Source organism: Varunaivibrio sulfuroxidans (assembly GCF_029318635.1).
Lineage (GTDB): Bacteria > Pseudomonadota > Alphaproteobacteria > Rhodospirillales > Magnetovibrionaceae > Varunaivibrio > Varunaivibrio sulfuroxidans.
Window position 1 is genome coordinate 243,612 of the sequence record NZ_CP119676.1, and the last position, 25,237, is coordinate 268,848.

Annotated in this window: 11 protein-coding genes; 8 read left to right on the forward strand and 3 right to left on the reverse strand. The window is 60.4% G+C overall.

Going from position 1 to position 25,237, the window contains the following annotated elements; translation table 11 throughout:
* Positions 1–137 precede the first annotated feature (137 nt).
* Together sat and P3M64_RS01115 are read left to right on the forward strand one after the other, a co-directional pair.
* Positions 138–1,310, forward strand: a complete 1,173-nt coding sequence (gene sat / locus P3M64_RS01110) for a sulfate adenylyltransferase (RefSeq protein ID WP_132940010.1) — start codon at positions 138–140, stop codon at positions 1,308–1,310.
* Positions 1,311–1,456: 146 nt separating this feature from the next.
* Positions 1,457–1,948, forward strand: coding sequence for an ankyrin repeat domain-containing protein (locus tag P3M64_RS01115; RefSeq protein ID WP_132940009.1), 492 nt, complete (start codon positions 1,457–1,459; stop codon positions 1,946–1,948).
* Between the two features lie 23 nt (positions 1,949–1,971).
* Here the strand turns inward: P3M64_RS01115 and P3M64_RS01120 are convergent, their stop codons facing one another.
* Positions 1,972–2,328, reverse strand: a complete 357-nt coding sequence (locus tag P3M64_RS01120; protein ID WP_132940008.1) for a nucleotide pyrophosphohydrolase — start codon at positions 2,326–2,328, stop codon at positions 1,972–1,974.
* Between the two features lie 354 nt (positions 2,329–2,682).
* On the opposite strand from P3M64_RS01120, the gene aprB reads away from it, so the two are divergent.
* The 3 genes from aprB to P3M64_RS01135 all read left to right on the forward strand — a co-directional run bounded on the left by aprB (position 2,683) and on the right by P3M64_RS01135 (position 6,237).
* Positions 2,683–3,108, forward strand: coding sequence for an adenylyl-sulfate reductase subunit beta (gene aprB / locus P3M64_RS01125; protein WP_132940007.1), 426 nt, complete (start codon positions 2,683–2,685; stop codon positions 3,106–3,108).
* Between the two features lie 113 nt (positions 3,109–3,221).
* Entirely contained in the window at positions 3,222–5,141 is a 1,920-nt protein-coding gene (gene aprA / locus P3M64_RS01130) for an adenylyl-sulfate reductase subunit alpha (protein ID WP_132940006.1), read from the forward strand.
* A 178-nt stretch (positions 5,142–5,319) separates the two neighbouring features.
* Complete coding sequence (locus tag P3M64_RS01135) at positions 5,320–6,237, forward strand: YkgJ family cysteine cluster protein (RefSeq protein WP_132940005.1); 918 nt, start codon at positions 5,320–5,322, stop codon at positions 6,235–6,237.
* Positions 6,238–6,388: 151 nt separating this feature from the next.
* Here the strand turns inward: P3M64_RS01135 and P3M64_RS01140 are convergent, their stop codons facing one another.
* Entirely contained in the window at positions 6,389–6,952 is a 564-nt protein-coding gene (locus P3M64_RS01140; RefSeq protein ID WP_165886401.1) for a tetratricopeptide repeat protein, read from the reverse strand.
* 468 nt (positions 6,953–7,420) lie between these two features.
* Here P3M64_RS01140 and P3M64_RS01145 point away from each other — a divergent pair, with 468 nt between their 5' ends.
* Positions 7,421–19,771, forward strand: coding sequence for a tandem-95 repeat protein (locus P3M64_RS01145; protein WP_276157047.1), 12,351 nt, complete (start codon positions 7,421–7,423; stop codon positions 19,769–19,771).
* A gap of 110 nt (positions 19,772–19,881) precedes the next feature.
* Here the strand turns inward: P3M64_RS01145 and P3M64_RS01150 are convergent, their stop codons facing one another.
* On the reverse strand, positions 19,882–21,972 hold the full coding sequence (locus P3M64_RS01150) for an HD domain-containing phosphohydrolase (RefSeq protein WP_165886370.1): 2,091 nt from the start codon (positions 21,970–21,972) through the stop codon (positions 19,882–19,884).
* 371 nt (positions 21,973–22,343) lie between these two features.
* Between P3M64_RS01150 and P3M64_RS01155 the strand changes: the two genes are divergently transcribed.
* A complete protein-coding gene (locus P3M64_RS01155) occupies positions 22,344–23,015 on the forward strand; it encodes a transglutaminase-like cysteine peptidase (protein ID WP_165886369.1) in 672 nt (223 codons plus the stop codon).
* Between the two features lie 602 nt (positions 23,016–23,617).
* The gene (locus P3M64_RS01160) at positions 23,618–25,207 is read left to right on the forward strand and encodes a peptide chain release factor 3 (RefSeq protein ID WP_132939661.1); all 1,590 of its coding nucleotides are present in this window, start codon (positions 23,618–23,620) and stop codon (positions 25,205–25,207) included.
* Positions 25,208–25,237 lie beyond the last annotated feature (30 nt).

Consider the following 25,237-nt stretch of genomic DNA (forward strand, 5'->3'; position numbering starts at 1 on the left):
CGGACGGCTTTTGCTTTTACCGTAGACTGTCGCGCGCAAGCGTCGTGCGACCAAAAATAGACAAAATTAAAATGAGCATTCGCCCATAAGTTACGGGCGAAAATCGTTATAGGCGAAAATCGTTACAGGGGGATTTTATGTCCAAACTTGTTGCGCCGCATGGCGGCGGTGAGCTGAACTCTTTATTGCTTCCCGAAGTTGAGCGCGAGGCCGAAAGGAAACGCGCCGAAAATTTGAAGAAAGTGCCGATGACTTCTCGTGAGACGTCGGACGTGCTGATGTTCGCGATGGGTGCGTATACGCCGCTTTCCGGCTTCATGGGCGAGGCCGACTGGCGTGGCGTGTGTGCCGATATGAAAATGGCCGACGGCCTGTTCTGGCCGATTCCGATCACGCTTTCGGCGAGCCGCGAGCTTGCCGATTCGATCGACCTTGAGGAAGAGGTCGCCCTGACCGACGGCGAAACCGGCGAAATCATGGCGGTCATGCAGATCAGCGAAAAATATTCCATCGATAAGGCGTTCGAATGCGAACACGTCTATCGCACCACCGATGATGAACATCCCGGCGTTCAAAAGGTCATGGCGCAGGCCGACATAAATTTAGCCGGCCCGGTTTCGGTTCTCAGCGAGGGGGAATATCCCGAAAAATACAAGGGATTGTATTATAGCTGCGCCGAATCGCGGGCGCTCTTCTCCAAAAAAGGCTGGGCGCGAGTCGCGGCCTTCCAAACCCGCAATCCGATGCACCGGTCCCACGAACATCTGGCCAAGATCGCCGTCGAAGTGACCGACGGCGTGTTTATCCATCAGGTATTGGGAAAACTGAAGCCGGGCGATATCCCCGCCGAGGTGCGTACCGAAGCCATTCAAGCGATGATCGACAACTATTTTGTTGACGGCACGGTGGTTCAGGCGGGCTATCCCATCGAAATGCGCTATGGCGGGCCGCGCGAAGCGTTGTTGCACGCACTTATTCGGCAAAATTTCGGGTGTTCGCACCTGATTGTCGGGCGCGATCATGCCGGCGTCGGCGATTACTATGGCCCCTTCGACGCCCAACACATTTTCGATACCCTTTGGGATGGCGCATTGGAGACTCAGGCGCTCAAGATCGACATCACCTTTTATTGCAAAAAGTGTTACGGCATGGCGACGGCGAAAACCTGTCCCCACGGCAGTGAGGAGCGGATCAGCATCTCGGGCACCAAGCAGCGCGCGATGTTGTCCGCGGGTGAGGACATTCCGGCCGAGTTTTCTCGGCCCGAAGTGGTCAGCGTGTTGCAGAAGTATTACGCGTCTCTGAAATAGACGACACGGGACGTCACGCGAAATATTAGGGGAGGGATGGCGGCGTGCGTTGCCTTTCCCTCCCTTTTTTTTGTATCGTTTTTGAAAATGAGAAACGAGAATGGGCCAACAGGTTTTGACTCCATAAAAACGAGAGGATGTAAAAGATGGCGGCTCTTACGCGGCGCTATGTCGTCGTTTCTCCAGATATGCAAACGGTCGGCGATTACGCCAACATGGAAGGCGCCGAGGCTGCGGCGGTCGCCTTTGGAGAGAATGCGCACGTCGTCGATATGATGGGGCAAACATACATGCCAGCCGTCCAAAGGGTCGAAGACGGCGCCCTGGTCTATGTTGGATATGGCTCATTCAATCGCAAGCGGGGACTTGAGGCTAATCTTATCGAGGCGGCAAAAAAGGGACAGGCTTACGCCGTGCGGGCGTATCTGGCTTGCGGAGCGAATCCGAACGCCGCCGATCGGGAAGGTTCGACGCCGCTTCTTTTCGCTATCGCCGCGGATTGCGAGGCTTGCGTGCGGGTGCTGTTGCAGGCCGGCGCCGAGGCTGCGTGCGCGGACGATGACGGCGTAACGCCTCGCGAGTTGGCGCGGATTAAAAAACGCCACGCCATAGCCGCGCTGCTCGGTGAGGAACTCTAGGGTCAGGACGTATATGTGGCGGGTTATAGTTCCGTGTATTTCTTGGCGTTCGCCCGAGATTTTTCGACCGGATATTTCCGTGCGTTGATGTCGATTTTGCGATTGGCGGCGTCGATCAGGTCAATCCCCGTGCGCTCGCCGATCAAAAGGAGATAAATAAAGACATCCGCCATTTCTTCGCTCAGCCGATCGCGGAAATGGGGGTCGGTGGCTTTATCTTCGAGGACGTCGTCTTTCGTCCATTGCGTCAGTTCCAGCAATTCGCCCGCTTCGATACCCACCGATGCGATCAAATCTTTCAGGCTATGAAACTGCCGCCATTCACGAGCATCTCGAAAGGCGATTAGTCTTTCAATCAAGAGAGGGATATCGGAGGACATCTTTACGTTGAGACTCCCATCTGTGGACATTAGCTTTGCGCTTTTGAATCAAGTCATAGCGATGCGTAATAAAATCACTATAAATTAAGCAAATGCTTAATTACGATTTCATGAATTAAGATGTTTGACACACATAGTATGCCGCTATATCAATGAACAATAATATTCACAGTTCGGGTCAACCGAAAATCGAAGGGGGCGATTGTGCAGGGTGTATTTTCACGCTGCTCGCCTGGTGGGTTTCCCGCTTGGGGGGCTTTCCTTGCGTTTGATGTTGCACTCCTTTCCCGCCTAATGATTTGATGTGATCACGGACCTGATGCGAGTTCGTCTAACACAGGGAGAATACAAGTAATGCCCACTTTTGTGCATACAGAAAAGTGCGACGGTTGTAAGGGTGGTGAGGTTACCGCCTGCATGTACATCTGTCCGAACGACCTTATGAAGCTCGACACCGACCGGATGAAGGCGTTCAACCAAGAGCCGGAACAGTGCTGGGAATGCCAGTGCTGCGTTAAGGCCTGCCCGCAGCAGGCGATTGAAGTGCGTGCTTACCAGGATGTCGTGCCCATGGGCGGCGCCTGTATTCCGTTGCGCACCGATACGGCGATTATGTGGACCATTAAATTCCGCGATGGCGAAGTGAAACGCTTCAAATTCCCGGTGCGCACCACAGCCGTCGGCACCATCGATCCTTATGGCAATAAGCCGCAGGCCGGTGATTTGACCGACAACTTGTTGTTCACCGAAGCCGGTCAGACGCTTCGGAACATTTCCTAAGCGCGCCCGTTGCGAACCCGACGGACCGTTTTAACGTATTCGGTTCGGCATATTTTTTTAGCGGTAGGCCCGCGCCGTGACGCAGGTACCCGCTTTATCAGGGAGACAGTTCTATGAGTGAAGGTACTTTCGGTAATCCCGAAATTATCGAAGTGGAAACCGACATCTTGCTCGTCGGTGGTGGTATGGCGGCTTGCGGCGCGGCTTTCGAAGCCAAGCGTTGGGCCGGCGACGACCTGAAGATCACCTTGGTCGATAAAGCCGCGATGGACCGCTCCGGCGCCGTGGCGATGGGCCTTTCGGCGATCAACACTTATCTCGGCGACAATTCGCCGGAAGATTATTGCCGCATGGTCAGCGCCGATCTTATGGGCATTACCCGCGACGATCTGGTTTATGACGTCGGCCGCCACGTTGACGGCACCGTCCACCTGTTCGAAGAGTGGGGCCTGCCGGTCTGGAAAAGCAAGGAAACCGAAGGCGTCGCCTTAGCCGACGGTGGAAAGCCCGTGCGTTCCGGTAAATGGCAGATCATGATCAACGGCGAAGGCTATAAAACCATCGTCTCCGAGGCCGCGAAGAAATCCATCGGCATCGAAAACGTCATGGAACGCGTCTTCATCGTCAAACTGCTGCTCGACGCCAACGAAGACAATCGTATCGCGGGGGCCGTCGGTCTCAGCGTTCGCGAGCACAAGCTGTATGTCTTCAAGGCCAACACCATTCTTAACGTCGCCGGTGGGTGTGTGAACATCTTCCGTCCCCGTTCGATGGGTGAGGGCATGGGCCGCACCTGGTATCCGGTGTGGAACGCCGGTTCGACCTACGCCATGGCGGCGGAAGTCGGCGCCGAATTGACGATGATGGAAAACCGCTTCGTCCCCGCCCGCTTCAAAGACGGCTATGGCCCCGTCGGCGCTTGGTTCTTGCTTTTCAAGTCGAAGGCGACCAATGGCTTCGGCGAAGATTACATGACCAAAAACGCCGACATGCTGAAGGATTTCGCGCCTTACGATACCGCGGCCGTGATCCCGACCTGCCTGCGTAACCACGCCATGTTGAAAGAAATGAAGGATGGACGCGGTCCGATCTTCATGGACACCCCGACGGCGATGGCCAAGCTGTCCGAGACCATGACGCCGCAGGAAGTCAAGCATCTCGAAGCGGAAGCTTGGGAGGATTTCCTCGACATGTGCATCGGTCAGGCCGGCCACTGGGCAGGCATGAACATCCGTCCGGAAGAGACTAAGTCCGAACTGATGCCGACCGAACCGTATCTTCTGGGGTCACATTCCGGCTGCTGCGGCATCTGGGTCTCCGGTCCCAGCGATATCGCGCCGGCGGAATGGCAGTGGGGCTACAACCGCATGACCACGGTCAACGGTCTGTTCACCGCCGGTGACGGCGTTGGCGCCTCGGGCCATAAGTTCTCCTCCGGTTCGCACACCGAAGGGCGTATTGCGGGTAAGGAAATGGTGCGGTTCTGCAAGGACCACGCCGACTTCAAGCCGGCCCTCAAGGGCGATATTCATGCCATCGCCGAGGAAATTTATCTGCCGGTTCGTAACTATTTCGAACACAAAGATAAAACCACCGCCGAGGACGTCAACCCGTTCTACATCACGCCGAAAATGTTCCAGATGCGCTTGCAGAAGTACATGGACGAATATGTCGCGGGTACCTCGACCTACTATCAGACCAACAAAGTGATGTTGGAAATCGGCCTGGATCACTTGCGCATGTTGAAGGAAGATTCCAAAAACTTGCGCGCTAAGGATCTGCACGAACTGATGCGGGCCTGGGAAAACTACCACCGCTTGTGGGCGGCGGAATCCCATCTGCGCCACATCCTGTTCCGCGAAGAGACCCGCTATCCCGGCTTCTTCTATCGCACGGATTTCCCGAATCTGGACGAAGAGAACTGGAAGTGCTTCGTCAATTCCCGCCACGATCCGGAAACGGGTGAATGGGAAATGAAGAAAGTCCCGCACAAGGACTTGGTCGAAAAAACCTATGGCGGTCAGGCGCACTAAGCCTTCGCCGTTCCTTCCGGGCCGTCTTCGGGCGGCCCGGTTTTGACAGTGGTGTTGGGGGTCGGTTCGTTCCGACCCCTTTCGCCTTTCTTTCTTTTCGGTATCTCGGCGCGTAAGGGCCTGCTCGTCCTCGTATTGGCGGCCCTATTCACGCGCGAAAGTAAGGAAAAATATCGATATGAGTCGCCTAGACAATTCCGACAATCCCGATCTCGCCCGCTTGGACAAGGAGACCGAGGTCGAAATTATCGACGCCGTGCGCGTCCCCGATAGCGCCAATCCGGTGATGCCGGTGCGCCTTAGGCAGGATGACGAGTTCACCTTCCGCTGCCATCAGGGGGTCTCGTGCTGGAACGATTGTTGTCATGGCGCCGATATTACGCTGACGCCCAATGACATTTTGCGCCTGTGCGCCCATTTGGATATCCGCCCGATGGAATTTCTCAAGACATATACCGTTCCCGGCATGTGGGACCGGGCGGACCTTCCCGTCGCCAAACTGAAAATGTCGGACGCCGACGGCAAGGGCGCATGTCAGTTTTTGACCGAGGAAGGGTGCTCCGTATACGAACACCGCCCGGCGACATGCCGCTACTATCCGCTGGGCTTGGCTTCGGTGAAGCCCAAGGGCGCCGACGAAAAAGAGGATTTTTTCTTTCTCGTGCGCGAACAGCATTGCTGCGGCCACAATGAAGACAAAACCCAAACCGTCGCCGCCTATCGCAAAGAGCAGGGGATCGAGGAATACGACGATGTCAATCGGGGATGGATGGACATTCTAATGAAGATGGCGTCATGGAAAAACCTTGGCGGACCGGGCGGTAAGGATATCGCGCCCCAGACCAAGCAGATGTTCTTCCTGGTCTCAACCAACGTTGACGGTTTTCGCAGCTTCGTTTTCGATACCAAGTTTCTGGAAACCTATGAGATCGATCCCGAGGCTGTTGAAATTCTGAAAACGGATGACAAGGTGCTGTTGCGCCTGGGCTTCGACTGGATGAAGAATGTCATGTTCAACGAGCCGACAATCACCCTCAAGGAGCCGATTTTGCACGAAGCCATGGCCAAGGCGCGCGAGAACTTGGGCGCGATGTAACCTTGGGCGGCCATATAACAACGTCCGGCGGGGAAGAGGTTCCTTGCCGGAACGTCCCTCCGTCGCCCTCACGAGCCCTCCTCTCTCGCGAGGTAATGGTCTTGTAGGAAATTGCTCCGTGAGAAGTCGCCGCGGGGGCGGCGTTTGGCGCTCAGTTTTTCTTTTTGATCTTTAACGTGGATGTCTCGACGCCCAACGCCTTGAGTCTTTTCAAGGCCTTTTCGTCCCCATTGATCGCCGATATTTTGTAATACGTGATGGCCTTCTTAAGGTCTTTTGCCACCCCCACGCCCGTTTCGTAATCCTGAGCCAGGAAAAAGGCGCAAAAGGGGTTATTTTCTTTTGCGCATAACGTGTACAATTTTGCGGCGATGACAGGATCGCGCTTCACCCCCATGCCGTTCGCATATATCTGCGCCAAGTTCAGCTTGGCCTTTAAGTGCGCGCGTGCGGCCAGGGTGTACCAGCGTATCGCCTCCTTGAAATTACGTCGAACGCCCAGGCCCTCCTGATACATCGTGCCAATATTGTTTTGCGCCGGCGCGTAATCCTTGACTGCGGCGCGCAGATAATACTCCAAGGCGCGATTATAATCGACCTTAACGCCGCGTCCCTTCTGATACATTAGGCCGAGACTGAACAGAGCGCCGGCATGCCCCTCTTTGGCCAGAGGGCGGAAGTTGGCGAGGGCGCGCGACCAATCGTCTTTGTGCACGGCACGCAGCCCATCATTATAATTTGCGCCTCTCGCCGGGGATAGAAACACCGGGGATAGAAACAGAAGTAAAAATATCCCGTAACGTATGAAAAAAGTGGGAATGTGGTGAAACTGAGATGATATGTATTTCATGGACGGAACGCCGCCTTCTCCTCCATCGAGGCCGTACGGAAATTATGACCGTGCGGCGCAAGTTTTATTTTTGTAATACCCTTAATATACGATTTTAGCGCATCTTCACGATACTGTGATGACGATCACTGCTAAGTCGGGTAAAATTTAATAAGATTTTATGCGTTATTTACTCATGTTGTTGACAACAGCTCAAGGCTGTCTATATAGGTAAGTATAATAGAAGCGCTATAAAAGTGCTCATTATGCAAGGCGCGCAGCGCCGTGTGCTCTACATAGGCGGCCCAAGTGGGTGGTTCTTGAGGGAATCCATTCGACGAAGGGACTATAGGTATGGTTACAACGACCGACTCCGCCGGATCCGTAGGCGCCGGTGAGGCGACATCGACCTATGTCGTTGATTCTGCTGGTACCCCCCAAGTGCTTGTTCCGGATGGTTTAAACCCTTCACTCGCGACGTTCGGTCAGGACGGCGCGGATCTCGTGATGACGTGGCCCGATGGCGTTCAGGTTACGGTCCGTGGTTATTTCGAAACCGAACATCCCCCCGAACTGGTTTCTAATTCGGGCGTCCATATTCCCGGCGATTTGGCGGCGCGGCTGGCGGGTCCTAGCGCGCCCGGACAGACGGCGCAGGCCGGCGAAGGGGTGGCGCACCAACCGATCGGGCAGGTCGAAAAAGTCGCAGGCACGGTTGTCGCCATTCACGCCGACGGCACCCGTGTCGAACTGCACCCGGGATCCCCTGTTTTCCAAGGCGATATCTTGGAGACGGGCGCACACGGTGCTATCGGGGTCATTTTGGCGGATGAAACCACTTTTTCCATGGCCGATAACGGGCGCATGGTGCTCGATGAAATGGTTTACGATCCGGGCACTCAAGACGGGTCGGTTTCGCTTTCCGTAGTCCAAGGCGTTTTTACCTTTGTCAGCGGACAAGTGGCCAAGACAAACCCCGATGCGATGGCTTTGAATACACCGGTCGGCACTATCGGCATTCGCGGCACCCAAGTCGGCCTGGACCTCGGCGATGGGCATAACTTGCATGTTGTTCTCATGCAGGAGTCGGACGGCTTCGTCGGAGAGGTGGTCGTTCACAACGCGGGTGGGACCGCGGTGTTGAATGGCACCAACGAATACACCACGTTGACAAGCTTCAACCTGGCCCCTTCGCAGCCGATCATTCTCGACAACCAGTCTCTTATGAACGAGTTTGGCGCCGCATTACGAAGCCTCCCCCTGCAATTCGAAAATGTGAATGATTTTGGTCTGCAGACCCAGGTGATCTCCAGTGATCATGGTATCGCTGATTTCGCCGCGGTCGGACAGGATGCCCCTAATCATCATGGCGCGCCCGTTGCCGCGGACGCCAACGCAACCGATCTCGCCAGCTTTCAAACGGCGGCGGGACCAACAGCCGGACAGCCGCAAACAGAAAATATATCCATCACCCAAGACGGTTCACGCGTTGGCTTGGGCTCGATTTCCCCGTTGCAAAGCGATCCCAGCGGGGTCGTTGTTCCCACCGATCAGGGACCGGCGTTCGCTCCGGGGCCGGCTTCGCAGGTACCTTCCGGCCCGGAAACGCAGCCATCGCCGCCGACCACGAACGGACCCAGCGCCGCTCCGCAGCCGGGTGGAAATGGCGCTCCCTATGTGCCTCCGACGCCCCCGACGCCTACGGCGACGGCGACAACGCCGGCCGTCGCGGCGGTCAGCGTTGATTCGGCGAGCGGTAGCGAGGATAAACCGATTCCTCTCTCTGTTCACGCCTCGGTGCCCGGCGGTGGGGACACCATAGCTCAAATTACGATTACTGGGGTTCCGTCGGGCGCGCATCTATCGGCGGGTACCGACAACGGGAATGGCAGTTGGACGCTAAGCCCGGCGCAACTCGCCGGCCTAACCTTGACACCCGCTCAGGATTATTCGGGAAATCTTTCCTTAAGCGTGACGGCGACGACCACAGGCGGTGTTTCCGCCGTTTCCCAAGGGAGCGTCACGGTGACGCCGGTCGCGGACGCGCCGGATGTGACGGTTGCGCCGGTGACGGGACTTGAGGATCACGCGATCGCGCTCAACGTCCAGGCGGCGCTGACGGACACGGACGGCTCGGAGAGCCTGTCGGTGACCATCGGCGGAGTTCCGGACGGTGCGCATCTATCGGCGGGGACGGACAACGGCGACGGGACGTGGACGCTAAGCCCGGGCCAGTTGAGCGGTCTGAGCCTGACGCCGCCGGCGGACTTCAACGGGAACATCGATCTGAGCGTATCGGCGACGGCGACGGACGGCGCGGACACGGCGACGACGAACGCGGGCCTGACGGTAAGCGTGACGCCGGTCGCGGACGCGCCCGCGTTGGTGACGACGCCGGCGACGGGATCGGAAGACACGGCGATCGCGCTGCACATCGGGGCGACGGTACCGGGAAGCACGGAGACGGTGTCCTCGCTGACCATCGGCGGGGTTCCGGACGGGGCGCATCTATCGGCGGGAACGGACAACGGCGACGGGACGTGGACGCTGAGCCCGGGTCAGTTGAACGGTCTGAGCCTGACGCCGCCGCACGACTACAGCGGTACGCTTGATTTGAGCGTATCGGCGACCTCGACGGACGGCGGGGCGACGAGCGGCAACGTCGCGGTGACGGTGACGCCGGTTGCGGACGCGCCGGATGTGACGGTTGCGCCGGTGACGGGTCTTGAGGATCACGCGATCGCGCTCAACGTCCAGGCGGCGCTGACGGACACGGACGGCTCGGAGAGCCTGTCGGTGACCATCGGCGGGGTTCCGGACGGAGCGCATCTATCGGCGGGGACGGACAACGGCGACGGGACGTGGACGCTAAGCCCGGGCCAGCTGAGCGGTCTGAGCCTGACGCCGCCGGCGGACTTCAACGGGAACATCGATCTGAGCGTATCGGCGACGGCGACGGACGGCGCGGACACGGCGACGACGAACGCGGGCCTGACGGTAAGCGTGACGCCGGTCGCGGACGCGCCCGCGTTGGTGACGACGCCGGCGACGGGATCGGAAGACACGGCGATCGCGCTGCACATCGGGGCGACGGTACCGGGAAGCACGGAGACGGTGTCCTCGCTGACCATCGGCGGGGTTCCGTCGGGCGCGCATCTATCGGCGGGAACGGACAACGGCGACGGGACGTGGACGCTGAGCCCGGGTCAGTTGAACGGTCTGAGCCTGACGCCGCCGCACGACTACAGCGGTACGCTTGATTTGAGCGTATCGGCGACCTCGACGGACGGCGGGGCGACGAGCGGCAACGTCGCGGTGACGGTGACGCCGGTCGCGGACGCGCCGGACGTGACGGTTGCGCCGGTGACGGGTCTTGAGGATCACGCGATCGCGCTCAACGTCCAGGCGGCGCTGACGGACATGGACGGCTCGGAGAGCCTGTCGGTGACCATCGGCGGGGTTCCGGACGGAGCGCATCTATCGGCGGGGACGGACAACGGCGACGGGACGTGGACGCTAAGCCCGGGCCAGCTGAGCGGTCTGAGCCTGACGCCGCCGGCGGACTTCAACGGGAACATCGATCTGAGCGTATCGGCGACGGCGACGGACGGCGCGGACACGGCGACGACGAACGCGGGCCTGACGGTAAGCGTGACGCCGGTCGCGGACGCGCCCGCGTTGGTGACGACGCCGGCGACGGGATCGGAAGACACGGCGATCGCGCTGCACATCGGGGCGACGGTACCGGGAAGCACGGAGACGGTGTCCTCGCTGACCATCGGCGGGGTTCCGGACGGGGCGCATCTATCGGCGGGAACGGACAACGGCGACGGGACGTGGACGCTGAGCCCGGGTCAGTTGAACGGTCTGAGCCTGACGCCGCCGCACGACTACAGCGGTACGCTTGATTTGAGCGTATCGGCGACCTCGACGGACGGCGGGGCGACGAGCGGCAACGTCGCGGTGACGGTGACGCCGGTTGCGGACGCGCCGGATGTGACGGTTGCGCCGGTGACGGGACTTGAGGATCACGCGATCGCGCTCAACGTCCAGGCGGCGCTGACGGACACGGACGGCTCGGAGAGCCTGTCGGTGACCATCGGCGGGGTTCCGGACGGAGCGCATCTATCGGCGGGGACGGACAACGGCGACGGGACGTGGACGCTAAGCCCGGGCCAGTTGAGCGGTCTGAGCCTGACGCCGCCGGCGGACTTCAACGGGAACATCGATCTGAGCGTATCGGCGACGGCGACGGACGGCGCGGACACGGCGACGACGAACGCGGGCCTGACGGTAAGCGTGACGCCGGTTGCGGACGCGCCCGCGTTGGTGACGACGCCGGCGACGGGATCGGAAGACACGGCGATCGCGCTGCACATCGGGGCGACGGTACCGGGAAGCACGGAGACGGTGTCCTCGCTGACCATCGGCGGGGTTCCGTCGGGCGCGCATCTATCGGCGGGAACGGACAACGGCGACGGGACGTGGACGCTGAGCCCGGGTCAGCTGAACGGTCTGAGCCTGACGCCGCCGCACGACTACAGCGGTACGCTTGATTTGAGCGTATCGGCGACCTCGACGGACGGCGGGGCGACGAGCGGCAACGTCGCGGTGACGGTGACGCCGGTCGCGGACGCGCCGGACGTGACGGTTGCGCCGGTGACGGGACTTGAGGATCACGCGATCGCGCTCAACGTCCAGGCGGCGCTGACGGACACGGACGGCTCGGAGAGCCTGTCGGTGACCATCGGCGGAGTTCCGGACGGTGCGCATCTATCGGCGGGGACGGACAACGGCGACGGGACGTGGACGCTAAGCCCGGGTCAGCTGAGCGGTCTGAGCCTGACGCCGCCGGCGGACTTCAACGGGAACATCGATCTGAGCGTATCGGCGACGGCGACGGACGGCGCGGACACGGCGACGACGAACGCGGGCCTGACGGTAAGCGTGACGCCGGTCGCGGACGCGCCCGCGTTGGTGACGACGCCGGCGACGGGATCGGAAGACACGGCGATCGCGCTGCACATCGGGGCGACGGTGCCGGGAAGCACGGAGACGGTGTCCTCGCTGACCATCGGCGGGGTTCCGGACGGTGCGCATCTATCGGCGGGGACGGACAACGGCGACGGGACGTGGACGCTGAGCCCGGGTCAGTTGAACGGTCTGAGCCTGACGCCGCCGCACGACTACAGCGGTACGCTTGATTTGAGCGTATCGGCGACCTCGACGGACGGCGGGGCGACGAGCGGCAACGTCGCGGTGACGGTGACGCCGGTTGCGGACGCGCCGGACGTGACGGTTGCGCCGGTGACGGGACTTGAGGATCACGCGATCGCGCTCAACGTCCAGGCGGCGCTGACGGACACGGACGGCTCGGAGAGCCTGTCGGTGACCATCGGCGGAGTTCCGGACGGTGCGCATCTATCGGCGGGGACGGACAACGGCGACGGGACGTGGACGCTAAGCCCGGGTCAGCTGAGCGGTCTGAGCCTGACGCCGCCGGCGGACTTCAACGGGAACATCGATCTGAGCGTATCGGCGACGGCGACGGACGGCGCGGACACGGCGACGACGAACGCGGGCCTGACGGTAAGCGTGACGCCGGTCGCGGACGCGCCCGCGTTGGTGACGACGCCGGCGACGGGATCGGAAGACACGGCGATCGCGCTGCACATCGGGGCGACGGTGCCGGGAAGCACGGAGACGGTGTCCTCGCTGACCATCGGCGGGGTTCCGGACGGTGCGCATCTATCGGCGGGGACGGACAACGGCGACGGGACGTGGACGCTGAGCCCGGGTCAGTTGAACGGTCTGAGCCTGACGCCGCCGCACGACTACAGCGGTACGCTTGATTTGAGCGTATCGGCGACCTCGACGGACGGCGGGGCGACGAGCGGCAACGTCGCGGTGACGGTGACGCCGGTCGCGGACGCGCCGGACGTGACGGTTGCGCCGGCGACGGGACTTGAGGATCACGCGATCGCGCTCAACGTCCAGGCGGCGCTGACGGACACGGACGGCTCGGAGAGCCTGTCGGTGACCATCGGCGGGGTTCCGGACGGTGCGCATCTATCGGCGGGGACGGACAACGGCGACGGGACGTGGACGCTAAGCCCGGGTCAGTTGAGCGGTCTGAGCCTGACGCCGCCGGCGGACTTCAACGGGAACATCGATCTGAGCGTATCGGCGACGGCGACGGACGGCGCGGACACGGCGACGACGAACGCGGGCCTGACGGTAAGCGTGACGCCGGTTGCGGACGCGCCTGCGTTGGTGACGACGCCGGCGACGGGATCGGAAGATACGGCGATCGCGCTGCACATCGGGGCGACGGTGCCGGGAAGCACGGAGACGGTGTCCTCGCTGACCATCGGCGGGGTTCCGTCGGGCGCGCATCTATCGGCGGGGACGGACAACGGCGACGGGACGTGGACGCTGAGCCCGGGTCAGTTGAACGGTCTGAGCCTGACGCCGCCGCACGACTACAGCGGTACGCTTGATTTGAGCGTATCGGCGACCTCGACGGACGGCGGGGCGACGAGCGGCAACGTCGCGGTGACGGTGACGCCGGTTGCGGACGCGCCGGACGTGACGGTTGCGCCGGTGACGGGTCTTGAGGATCACGCGATCGCGCTCAACGTCCAGGCGGCGCTGACGGACACGGACGGCTCGGAGAGCCTGTCGGTGACCATCGGCGGGGTTCCGGACGGTGCGCATCTATCGGCGGGGACGGACAACGGCGACGGGACGTGGACGCTAAGCCCGGGCCAGCTGAGCGGTCTGAGCCTGACGCCGCCGGCGGACTTCAACGGGAACATCGATCTGAGCGTATCGGCGACGGCGACGGACGGCGCGGACACGGCGACGACGAACGCGGGCCTGACGGTAAGCGTGACGCCGGTTGCGGACGCGCCCGCGTTGGTGACGACGCCGGCGACGGGATCGGAAGATACGGCGATCGCGCTGCACATCGGGGCGACGGTGCCGGGAAGCACGGAGACGGTGTCCTCGCTGACCATCGGCGGGGTTCCGTCGGGCGCGCATCTATCGGCGGGGACGGACAACGGCGACGGGACGTGGACGCTGAGCCCGGGTCAGTTGAACGGTCTGAGCCTGACGCCGCCGCACGACTACAGCGGTACGCTTGATTTGAGCGTATCGGCGACCTCGACGGACGGCGGGGCGACGAGCGGCAACGTCGCGGTGACGGTGACGCCGGTTGCGGACGCGCCGGACGTGACGGTTGCGCCGGTGACGGGTCTTGAGGATCACGCGATCGCGCTCAACGTCCAGGCGGCGCTGACGGACACGGACGGCTCGGAGAGCCTGTCGGTGACCATCGGCGGGGTTCCGGACGGTGCGCATCTATCGGCGGGGACGGACAACGGCGACGGGACGTGGACGCTAAGCCCGGGTCAGTTGAGCGGTCTGAGCCTGACGCCGCCGGCGGACTTCAACGGGAACATCGATCTGAGCGTATCGGCGACGGCGACGGACGGCGCGGACACGGCGACGACGAACGCGGGCCTGACGGTAAGCGTGACGCCGGTTGCGGACGCGCCCGCGTTGGTGACGACGCCGGCGACGGGATCGGAAGATACGGCGATCGCGCTGCACATCGGGGCGACGGTACCGGGAAGCACGGAGACGGTGTCCTCGCTGACCATCGGCGGAGTTCCGGACGGTGCGCATCTATCGGCGGGGACGGACAACGGCGACGGGACGTGGACGCTGAGCCCGGGTCAGTTGAACGGTCTGAGCCTGACGCCGCCGCACGACTACAGCGGTACGCTTGATTTGAGCGTATCGGCGACCTCGACGGACGGCGGGGCGACGAGCGGCAACGTCGCGGTGACGGTGACGCCGGTTGCGGACGCGCCGGACGTGACGGTTGCGCCGGTGACGGGTCTTGAGGATCACGCGATCGCGCTCAACGTCCAGGCGGCGCTGACGGACACGGACGGCTCGGAGAGCCTGTCGGTGACCATCGGCGGGGTTCCGGACGGTGCGCATCTATCGGCGGGGACGGACAACGGCGACGGGACGTGGACGCTAAGCCCGGGTCAGTTGAGCGGTCTGAGCCTGACGCCGCCGGCGGACTTCAACGGGAACATCGATCTGAGCGTATCGGCGACGGCGACGGACGGCGCGGACACGGCGACGACGAACGCGGGCCTGACGGTAAGCGTGACGCCGGTCGCGGACGCGCCCGCGTTGGTGACGACGCCGGCGACGGGATCGGAAGACACGGCGATCGCGCTGCACATCGGGGCGACGGTGCCGGGAAGCACGGAGACGGTGTCCTCGCTGACCATCGGCGGGGTTCCGTCGGGCGCGCATCTATCGGCGGGGACGGACAACGGCGACGGGACGTGGACGCTGAGCCCGGGTCAGTTGAACGGTCTGAGCCTGACGCCGCCGCACGACTACAGCGGTACGCTTGATTTGAGCGTATCGGCGACCTCGACGGACGGCGGGGCGACGAGCGGCAACGTCGCGGTGACGGTGACGCCGGTTGCGGACGCGCCGGACGTGACGGTTGCGCCGGTGACGGGTCTTGAGGATCACGCGATCGCGCTCAACGTCCAGGCGGCGCTGACGGACACGGACGGCTCGGAGAGCCTGTCGGTGACCATCGGCGGGGTTCCGGACGGTGCGCATCTATCGGCGGGGACGGACAACGGCGACGGGACGTGGACGCTAAGCCCGGGTCAGTTGAGCGGTCTGAGCCTGACGCCGCCGGCGGACTTCAACGGGAACATCGATCTGAGCGTATCGGCGACGGCGACGGACGGCGCGGACACGGCGACGACGAACGCGGGCCTGACGGTAAGCGTGACGCCGGTCGCGGACGCGCCCGCGTTGGTGACGACGCCGGCGACGGGATCGGAAGACACGGCGATCGCGCTGCACATCGGGGCGACGGTACCGGGAAGCACGGAGACGGTGTCCTCGCTGACCATCGGCGGGGTTCCGGACGGGGCGCATCTATCGGCGGGAACGGACAACGGCGACGGGACGTGGACGCTGAGCCCGGGTCAGTTGAACGGTCTGAGCCTGACGCCGCCGCACGACTACAGCGGTACGCTTGATTTGAGCGTATCGGCGACCTCGACGGACGGCGGGGCGACGAGCGGCAACGTCGCGGTGACGGTGACGCCGGTCGCGGACGCGCCGGACGTGACGGTTGCGCCGGTGACGGGACTTGAGGATCACGCGATCGCGCTCAACGTCCAGGCGGCGCTGACGGACACGGACGGCTCGGAGAGCCTGTCGGTGACCATCGGCGGAGTTCCGGACGGTGCGCATCTATCGGCGGGGACGGACAACGGCGACGGGACGTGGACGCTAAGCCCGGGCCAGTTGAGCGGTCTGAGCCTGACGCCGCCGGCGGACTTCAACGGGAACATCGATCTGAGCGTATCGGCGACGGCGACGGACGGCGCGGACACGGCGACGACGAACGCGGGCCTGACGGTAAGCGTGACGCCGGTCGCGGACGCGCCCGCGTTGGTGACGACGCCGGCGACGGGATCGGAAGACACGGCGATCGCGCTGCACATCGGGGCGACGGTGCCGGGAAGCACGGAGACGGTGTCCTCGCTGACCATCGGCGGGGTTCCGGACGGTGCGCATCTATCGGCGGGGACGGACAACGGCGACGGGACGTGGACGCTGAGCCCGGGTCAGTTGAACGGTCTGAGCCTGACGCCGCCGCACGACTACAGCGGTACGCTTGATTTGAGCGTATCGGCGACCTCGACGGACGGCGGGGCGACGAGCGGCAACGTCGCGGTGACGGTGACGCCGGTCGCGGACGCGCCGGATGTGACGGTTGCGCCGGTGACGGGACTTGAGGATCACGCGATCGCGCTCAACGTCCAGGCGGCGCTGACGGACACGGACGGCTCGGAGAGCCTGTCGGTGACCATCGGCGGAGTTCCGGACGGTGCGCATCTATCGGCGGGGACGGACAACGGCGACGGGACGTGGACGCTAAGCCCGGGCCAGTTGAGCGGTCTGAGCCTGACGCCGCCGGCGGACTTCAACGGGAACATCGATCTGAGCGTATCGGCGACGGCGACGGACGGCGCGGACACGGCGACGACGAACGCGGGCCTGACGGTAAGCGTGACGCCGGTCGCGGACGCGCCCGCGTTGGTGACGACGCCGGCGACGGGATCGGAAGACACGGCGATCGCGCTGCACATCGGGGCGACGGTGCCGGGAAGCACGGAGACGGTGTCCTCGCTGACCATCGGCGGGGTTCCGTCGGGCGCGCATCTATCGGCGGGAACGGACAACGGCGACGGGACGTGGACGCTGAGCCCGGGTCAGCTGAACGGTCTGAGCCTGACGCCGCCGCACGACTACAGCGGTACGCTTGATTTGAGCGTATCGGCGACCTCGACGGACGGCGGGGCGACGAGCGGCAACGTCGCGGTGACGGTGACGCCGGTCGCGGACGCGCCGGACGTGACGGTTGCGCCGGCGACGGGTCTTGAGGATCACGCGATCGCGCTCAACGTCCAGGCGGCGCTGACGGACACGGACGGCTCGGAGAGCCTGTCGGTGACCATCGGCGGAGTTCCGGACGGTGCGCATCTGATGTCGGGGACGGATACGATATCCGTCGTTAACGGAGAAGCCGTATTGACACCGGCTCAACTCGATAACTTGAGTATCGTTCCTCCGCATAATTCCGATGTGGACTTTAACCTATCGGTAACGGCGACGTCGATAGATGGCGGGTCGGTTAGCGACACCCACGGCACGCTTCATGTGTCCGTAGACGCGGTTGCGGATGCGCCGATCGTTACGGCCGAGCTAGGTTCTCCGTCGGAAATATCGGATGATCATGGCGATCATTCCGCCGATGACGATCGCGATGATCATGAAGATCACGATGATCACGAAAATCATCACGATCACGGAAGACACGACGGTGGACAAGGATCGGGCGGCGAGCATCATGTTTTAACGACCTCAGCCGACTTCTTTGTCGGAACCTCAGAAAACGAGCATATTTACGCCAAAGCCGGGGATGACATCATTTACGGCCAGGGCGGTAATGATAAAATCGACGGAGGATCCGGGAACGATATCCTCTACGGAGGAGCCGGTAATGATAAAATAGAGGGCGGCAGCGGTAATGATATTCTTGTCGGCGGTAGCGGAAACGATAAAATAGAGGGCGGTAGCGGTAATGATATCCTTGTCAGCGGTAGCGGAAACGATACGCTGAGAGGTGGAGACGGCGTCGATACCATGGTCCTTCCGGGCAACCGTAGCGACTACGTCATCTCAGATCATGGACAAGGAAATAATCACGCTTTTATTGTCGAGCACGTGAACGGCGGCCTTTTGGACAGTGGCACGGACAATGTGAAGGGGGTTGAGTATTTCCAATTTTTGGACGGAAAATACGGCGCGGATCAGCTCTTAGGTTCGAATCCCTCCGTCGATGACGGGCATAACCACGGCCATGCCGGAGGCGGGTATGTTTACGATCTCGCTATCCACACGATACTGACCGACACCGACGGTTCCGAGACGCTTTCAAACGTCACCGTTTCAGGGGTTCCGGACGGTGCGCATCTGAGCGCGGGAACGGACAACGGCAACGGATCGTGGACACTCACGCAACACGATTTGTCCGGGCTGACGCTGACCGTGAACGACAATGTCGAGCATAATTTCGCGCTGGATATTTCCGCCACCTCGACGGAAGCGGATGGCGGCAGTTCGGCGACAACGCTGACGACCTTGAATGTCGATGTCCCCAACGCCGATCACGGCGCGGTTCTGACCGGTGGCGACGGCTCCGATACCCTGGTTGGCGATGGTGGGGCGAATGTCCTCGATGGCGGACACGGCGCCGACTTGCTGAGCGGCGGTGGCGGTAACGATACGTTGATGTATTCCGACGATGGAAACTGGAGTCATCATTATGGCGCACTCAACGTGGGCAGCCCCGGCCATGAAGGTAGTGGGCAGTTTGTTAATATCGCTGGTGAAAACCAGAGCCATGACGTGTTTCACGGCGGCGAGGGGTATGACACGCTGAAGATGACCGACGGAAACGATGCATTGTTCCTGGATGATAGCCATAGTGCGTCCCCGTCGAACGGGCCTAGAATTTCAGGGATCGAGCATATTGAAGCGGGCGCGGGCAATGATGTCGTCGATCTGACCAGCCAGCATTACGATTACGGCAACGTTCAGATCGACGGAGGGTCCGGGAACGACGTGCTGTGGGCCAGTGGCGGAAACGACACGATTAACGGTGGGAGCGGCAATGACCTCATCGATGGAGGCGCCGGTAACGATGTCATCAGCGGTGGGGCCGGTAACGATGTTATTAGCGGCGGGGCAGGTAATGACGTACTGACCGGCGGCAGCGGAAATGACGCCTTTATCTTTAACGCCGACAGCGGCAAGGATATCATCACCGACATCATGACCGATCACAACACACTGGTATTTGAGGGGAAGGAATTTAACGCCGAACATCTGAGCTTTAGCGCAAATGATGCGGGAGATGTCGTGGTTTCGTTCGGCGGCAAGGATGCGCCTGATGTATCGGTAACCTTGGACGGCGTGAAAATGGCGGACAATCAGGATCTGGCGTCGGGACACGGCTATAGCGTTTCCGAGAGCGGCGACAACATGTCGGTGACCCTCGACCACCATCATCAGGGATGATGTCAAGCCTCGCCACGCGCATGGACGAGGCAGCCATCTTAATGAAACGGGCCTTCTTGACTCTTCAAGAAGGCCCGTTTTCCTGCGGTTGCCTACCGTAGGGAAGGTTACTACGATGTGGCGGCGGGTTTATCGCGGTAATGCGCCCATTTTTCCTTACCGCCGCGATTTTCAAGGTAATTGATCAGGGCGGAGACCGATCTACGGTCGAATTTTGTCCCGGTTTCTTCGAGGAGAATGTTCGAAACCTTTTCAAACGTCATGGCGTCGCGATAGGCGCGCGGGCTAATCATGGCGACGAAGGCGTTGGCGACGGCGAGAATGCGCGCCGTCACCAGGATCCCCTCCTGTTTCAATCCCAAGGGTCCGGTTCCCTCACAGGTTTCGCCGAGTTGACGGATGGTTTCCACGACGGGCCCTTCGAACGTGACGTCTTGAAGCAAGTCGGCGCTGACCAGGTAACTGTTGGTAACGACTTTCCGTTCCTCGTCGCTTAGGTTCCCGGTTTTGGTCAACAACTCCGGGGGAATGAAAATTTTTCCTAGGTTCATCAGGCTTCCAGCGATATCCACCGTCTTCGTTTCAAGAGGAGAAATTTCCATTTCTTCGGCGATGGCTTTGGAAACCTGTGCGACATGCAAAGAATGGTGGGCGGAGAAAGGATCTCGGCGATCGACAACGCTGAGCAGGGTGTCGATCAACTGGCGAAGCATTTTCTCGGAACGCCGTCGTTCGCGGGTGAGCGCGGTAATATCCTCTTGGATCATCAAAATGCCCATGGGGTAATCGCGATCCCCCACAAGGGGGATATGATCGGATTTGATCACCCGGAAATGGACCTCATCGTCCTCGTCACCAAAGGTTTGTATGTGTTGTTCCCTGCACGCATCGGGATCTTTGTTTTTTTCAAAATTCTTAAGAATTTGCGCATTGATTTCTTCATAAACGGCGGCTTTGTTTGGCCCCATCACGCTGGCCATGGTCTTGCCGATGATATCTTCGGAGGGAAGTTTGGCTTCGTGGGCGGCGAGTTCGTTCACGTAGGTATATTGACCGTTGGCATCGACCGCGATGATCGCGGTCGGTTGACTGTTGGAAATCAGGTTCATGAAGCGCGACATATTTTTGAAGCGCTCCGAAGATATGCGAAAATTTTCGGCGGCTTGCGCGGCGCGCAGAGAACTCCCATGGCGCCACACGGCGATAATCGTGATTGTGACACCGATGATAATGAGCACAAAAACCGTGAGGAGGGTTTTTAGGCGGGTCTCACTGGAGGCCAGCGCCTCGGAGACGTCAATTTTCCGTATCAAAATCCAAGGCGTGTTGGCGATTTTGCGTGAGACGACCAGCACATCATTGCCGGCGTAATCGCGCTTTATGGCGAAACCTCCGGGATTCTTTAGGGCGTAAGCCGACGCCAAGTCAGGCGTTGTCATGGCCAAAGAAAGTTTGAGCGGTTTGGTGCCGTCGCCCAGAGGGGAAATATACTGAACGGTGTTTCCCTCGCGCCGGACAATGACGGTTTCCGCCGTTTTAGTTGTTTCTCCGGGCTGAGCGAGATGAGAAAAAAGACTGCTGTCCAAGACCCGGATACCGACCACCGTCCCCAATCCGGCCGGGCCCGTCGGGTCATCTTGGATGCCGTAGATGGGAAGGACAAAGCCGATGGTCGGCAAATTGCTGGCGCCGATGTAGGCGTCGATCAGAACCGGTTCGCCGGTAAGCGCCTTGATGATGTCTTTACGTAGTTTGCCGGTAATGGGCGGCATGGAACTGGTGCTCGAAAGAGGAGCGCCCTTGGCGTCGGTGAGGCCGATCCCGGCGATGCCAACCCGCTCGACATTGGCCGAAATTTGAGCCGCGGCGACGGGAGGAACGAAACCGTTCCGTTCCGCCGTGGCGGTCAACATGTTGCGCAGATACGTCCCTTGAGCCTCGACATCCACCCTGGCCGCTGGATCGCTTCCGGCGGCCGATAGTTCCGACATGTACAGCTGTAATGACGCGTTTTCCGCCAGTTCGCGCATGACCTTAAAGTTTTGATCGAGCCAGGCGTTGACTTCGGCCAAGCGGCTGTCGGCGACGATACCTAAACGAATTTGCCACTCTTGAAGCGTGCGTTGTCTTTCGTTTTGCACGAACTTGAAGGCGAAAAAGACCGCGATGGCAATCGCCAGCCCCATAGATATAAAAATCACCGCCATCCTTGTATTGATGGGGCGGTTCACGCTTTCCAACTGACGCGTAGCCTTATCGCTAGCCTTGTCGCGTTCTACGGCATCCTTTACCGGCACATCGGCCTCCTGGTGAAAACGGAAATTATCTTGAATCTAGCGGATATCGCCTTGCACGCAAAGGAGAAAAGGAGGTCTCCGCATAGCCCATAGTTGTGTTTTGACGTTTGTGGGCATTTGCTGAAAAAGCTTTGACGATGTTGTAACCCCAGGTAGGTTTCATAGGAAGTCGGTATTTGTATGCGAGGGTGATCAGGGGGCGTTGCCGGTATGATCTGTTTGTTTTGTATGTGAAGCGTGTTGAGATTGTGAAACGTGAAATGATATTACCCTTCATGGCGGCTTTCTCCGCGCGCGCGCTGGCCCGTGGCGCCCTGTTTTTTTTGTGTTTCACCTGTGTTTTCGTCGCCGCCCACGATGCTCAAGCGATCCAATCCCAGCCCAGTTTTTTCGGCACCAGGGAGGTAAAGTCAACCAACCTAAAACCGTTTAAAAAATGGAATGGCGCCTTGGCGCGCTTTTCCAGGGAGATGGCGATAAAAAAGAAAACGCCTTGTGGCGCGACGGAATTGAACAAATGTAATTATTTAAAATGGATGGCCTTTTTAAAAGACCTACGCGGCAAGCCACCATTGGCGCAAATCAAGGCGGTTAACAGCTACATGAACCGCGCCCCCTATATCACCGATATGCAAAATTGGGGCGTGCAGGACTACTGGGAAACCCCCAACGAGTTCATGGCGCGTTTCGGCGATTGTGAAGATTACGCGATCGCCAAATACATCTCATTGAAGTTCTTAGGATTCAAGGAAGACGACTTGCGCGTGGTCGCGTTGAAAGATCTTAATCTTAAAATTGGCCACGCCGTGTTGGTTGTGTTTTTCAAAGGGAAAACATTGGTGCTCGACAATCAAATCCGGCAGGTCGTGCAGGCCAGCACAATCCACCACTACCTTCCCGTTTTTTCCATCAACGCGAAGGCCTGGTGGCGGCATATCAAACCGTGAACGACGGCGCCGTCGTTTCCGCATCGACCGGATTCCGCGCGCGACGCGACGTTCCCGGTGGACAGGGGGACGCTAGGCGTTCTCGTCAACGAGGTGATTATTTTCGCCTGTCTTGACCCAGGCGACGGTTGCCGTCCTCCCTGCGATCTTCGGTCATGCGCCGATTTCGTGAACGCCGTTCGATACCGCTAAAATTTCCGTCGCGATAGGCGCGGCGATCATTATTCATTCTGCGGTCTTCACCGCGACGCTCACTCCCACGGCGATCTTCCGCGCGATGGTGATCTTCCTTAAGAGCCGGCGTGCCACGCATCGCCAAATTATTGGGCATGGTTTGTACCTACTGAATTTTTGCAAATTATGATGATCTGACCCACGACCGTGGTGCGCAACTGGCGTCATGTCGCCGTAGGATGCGCGGATAATAGTTTTTACTCGTAAAAATGTAAATGGGGTAAGCGCGCTATTTTTACACCCATCGGATGATTGCGCGTTCCGTGCGAGAAAGGGGCGGTCTTTTTCCTGGTTATTTTGAACAAAGAAATTAAAGTGCCGCCGAAGAGGGACCGGGAGGGTCCATTGAAACCGACGAAGGCATATTCATGAGTCCGCTGACCGACGAAATCTCAAAGCGCCGCACATTCGCGATTATTTCCCATCCCGATGCGGGAAAGACGACTCTCACCGAGAAACTGCTGCTTTTCGGCGGCGCCATTCAGTTGGCCGGTGCGGTCAAGGCGCGTGGCGATTCCCGGCGCGCCCATTCGGACTGGATGAAGGTCGAACGCGAGCGCGGCATTTCGGTGGCCTCGTCGGTGATGACGTTCGATTATCTGAACACCACCTTCAATCTTCTCGACACGCCGGGCCATGAAGATTTCAGCGAGGATACCTATCGAACGCTAACCGCCGTCGATTCGGCGGTGATGGTGATCGACGGCGCGAAAGGAATCGAGTCGCAGACGCGCAAATTGTTCGAAGTCTGCCGCCTGCGTGATATGCCGGTGTTCACCTTCGTCAACAAGATGGATCGGGAATCCCGAGATCCCTTCGATATTCTCGATGAAATCGAGCAATCCCTGGCCTTGGACGTGACGCCGGCGAGCTGGCCGATCGGGATGGGGCGCGAATTTCTGGGCTGTTACGACCTGTTCCGCGATCGTTTGATTTTGATGGCGCGCGGCAAGGGCGACGTGCCGGACGACGGCGTCGTGTGCGAGGGCTTGGACGACCCTAAACTCGACCAACTGCTTCCCGCCCACGCGGTGGCGAAACTGCGCGAGGAAGTGGACATGGTGCGCGGGCTGTGCCCCCCCTTCAACACGCAGTCGTATTTGGAAGGGCATATGACGCCGGTTTACTTCGGCAGCGCGATCAACAATTTCGGGGTTCGCGAACTGTTGAGTGGTTTGTCTGAGACCGCGCCTTCGCCCCGCCCGCAGCCGTCGCGCGACCGCATGGTTGTTCCCGATGAGTCCAAGGTTTCCGGGGTTGTTTTTAAAATTCAGGCCAACATGGACCCCAAACACCGCGATCGCATCGCGTTCATGCGTTTGTGTTCGGGGCATTTCAGGCGGGGCATGAAGCTTAAACACGTACGCTCGGGCAAGATCATGAATATGCACAATCCGGTGATGTTCTTGGCCCAGGACCGCGAGGTCGCCGAAGAAGCCTTTGCCGGAGACATCATCGGCATCCCCAATCATGGCCAACTGCGCATCGGCGACACCCTGAGCGAGGGCGAGGACCTGTATTTTACCGGCATTCCCAGTTTTGCCCCCGAATATTTGCAAAAGGCCCGCCCCGACGATCCCTTGAAAGCCAAGCACCTCGGTCGGGCCCTGCAACAGATCGCCGAGGAAGGCGCGGCGCGCGTTTTCAAACCGGCGCTTGGGGCCGATTGGATCGTGGGCGTCGTCGGTCCTCTGCAGTTCGAGGTCCTGGCCGACCGTATCCGCACCGAATATGAAGTCAGCGTCCATTTCGAACAAACCGAACTGTATACCGCGCGATGGGTCGAAGCGGTGGATGATCGGGCTATGAAGGCCTTTTTCGACGCCAACCGCGCCGCCATGGGCGAAGATCATGACGGCGCGTCGGTTTTCATGGCGCGCAACGCCTGGCATTTGAACAAGGCCCAGGAAGACTTTCCCGATATCGTCTTTCACAAGACCAAGGAACAAACGGTTTAGGGTCAGGACCTACTAATCTGGTGCGCCTTT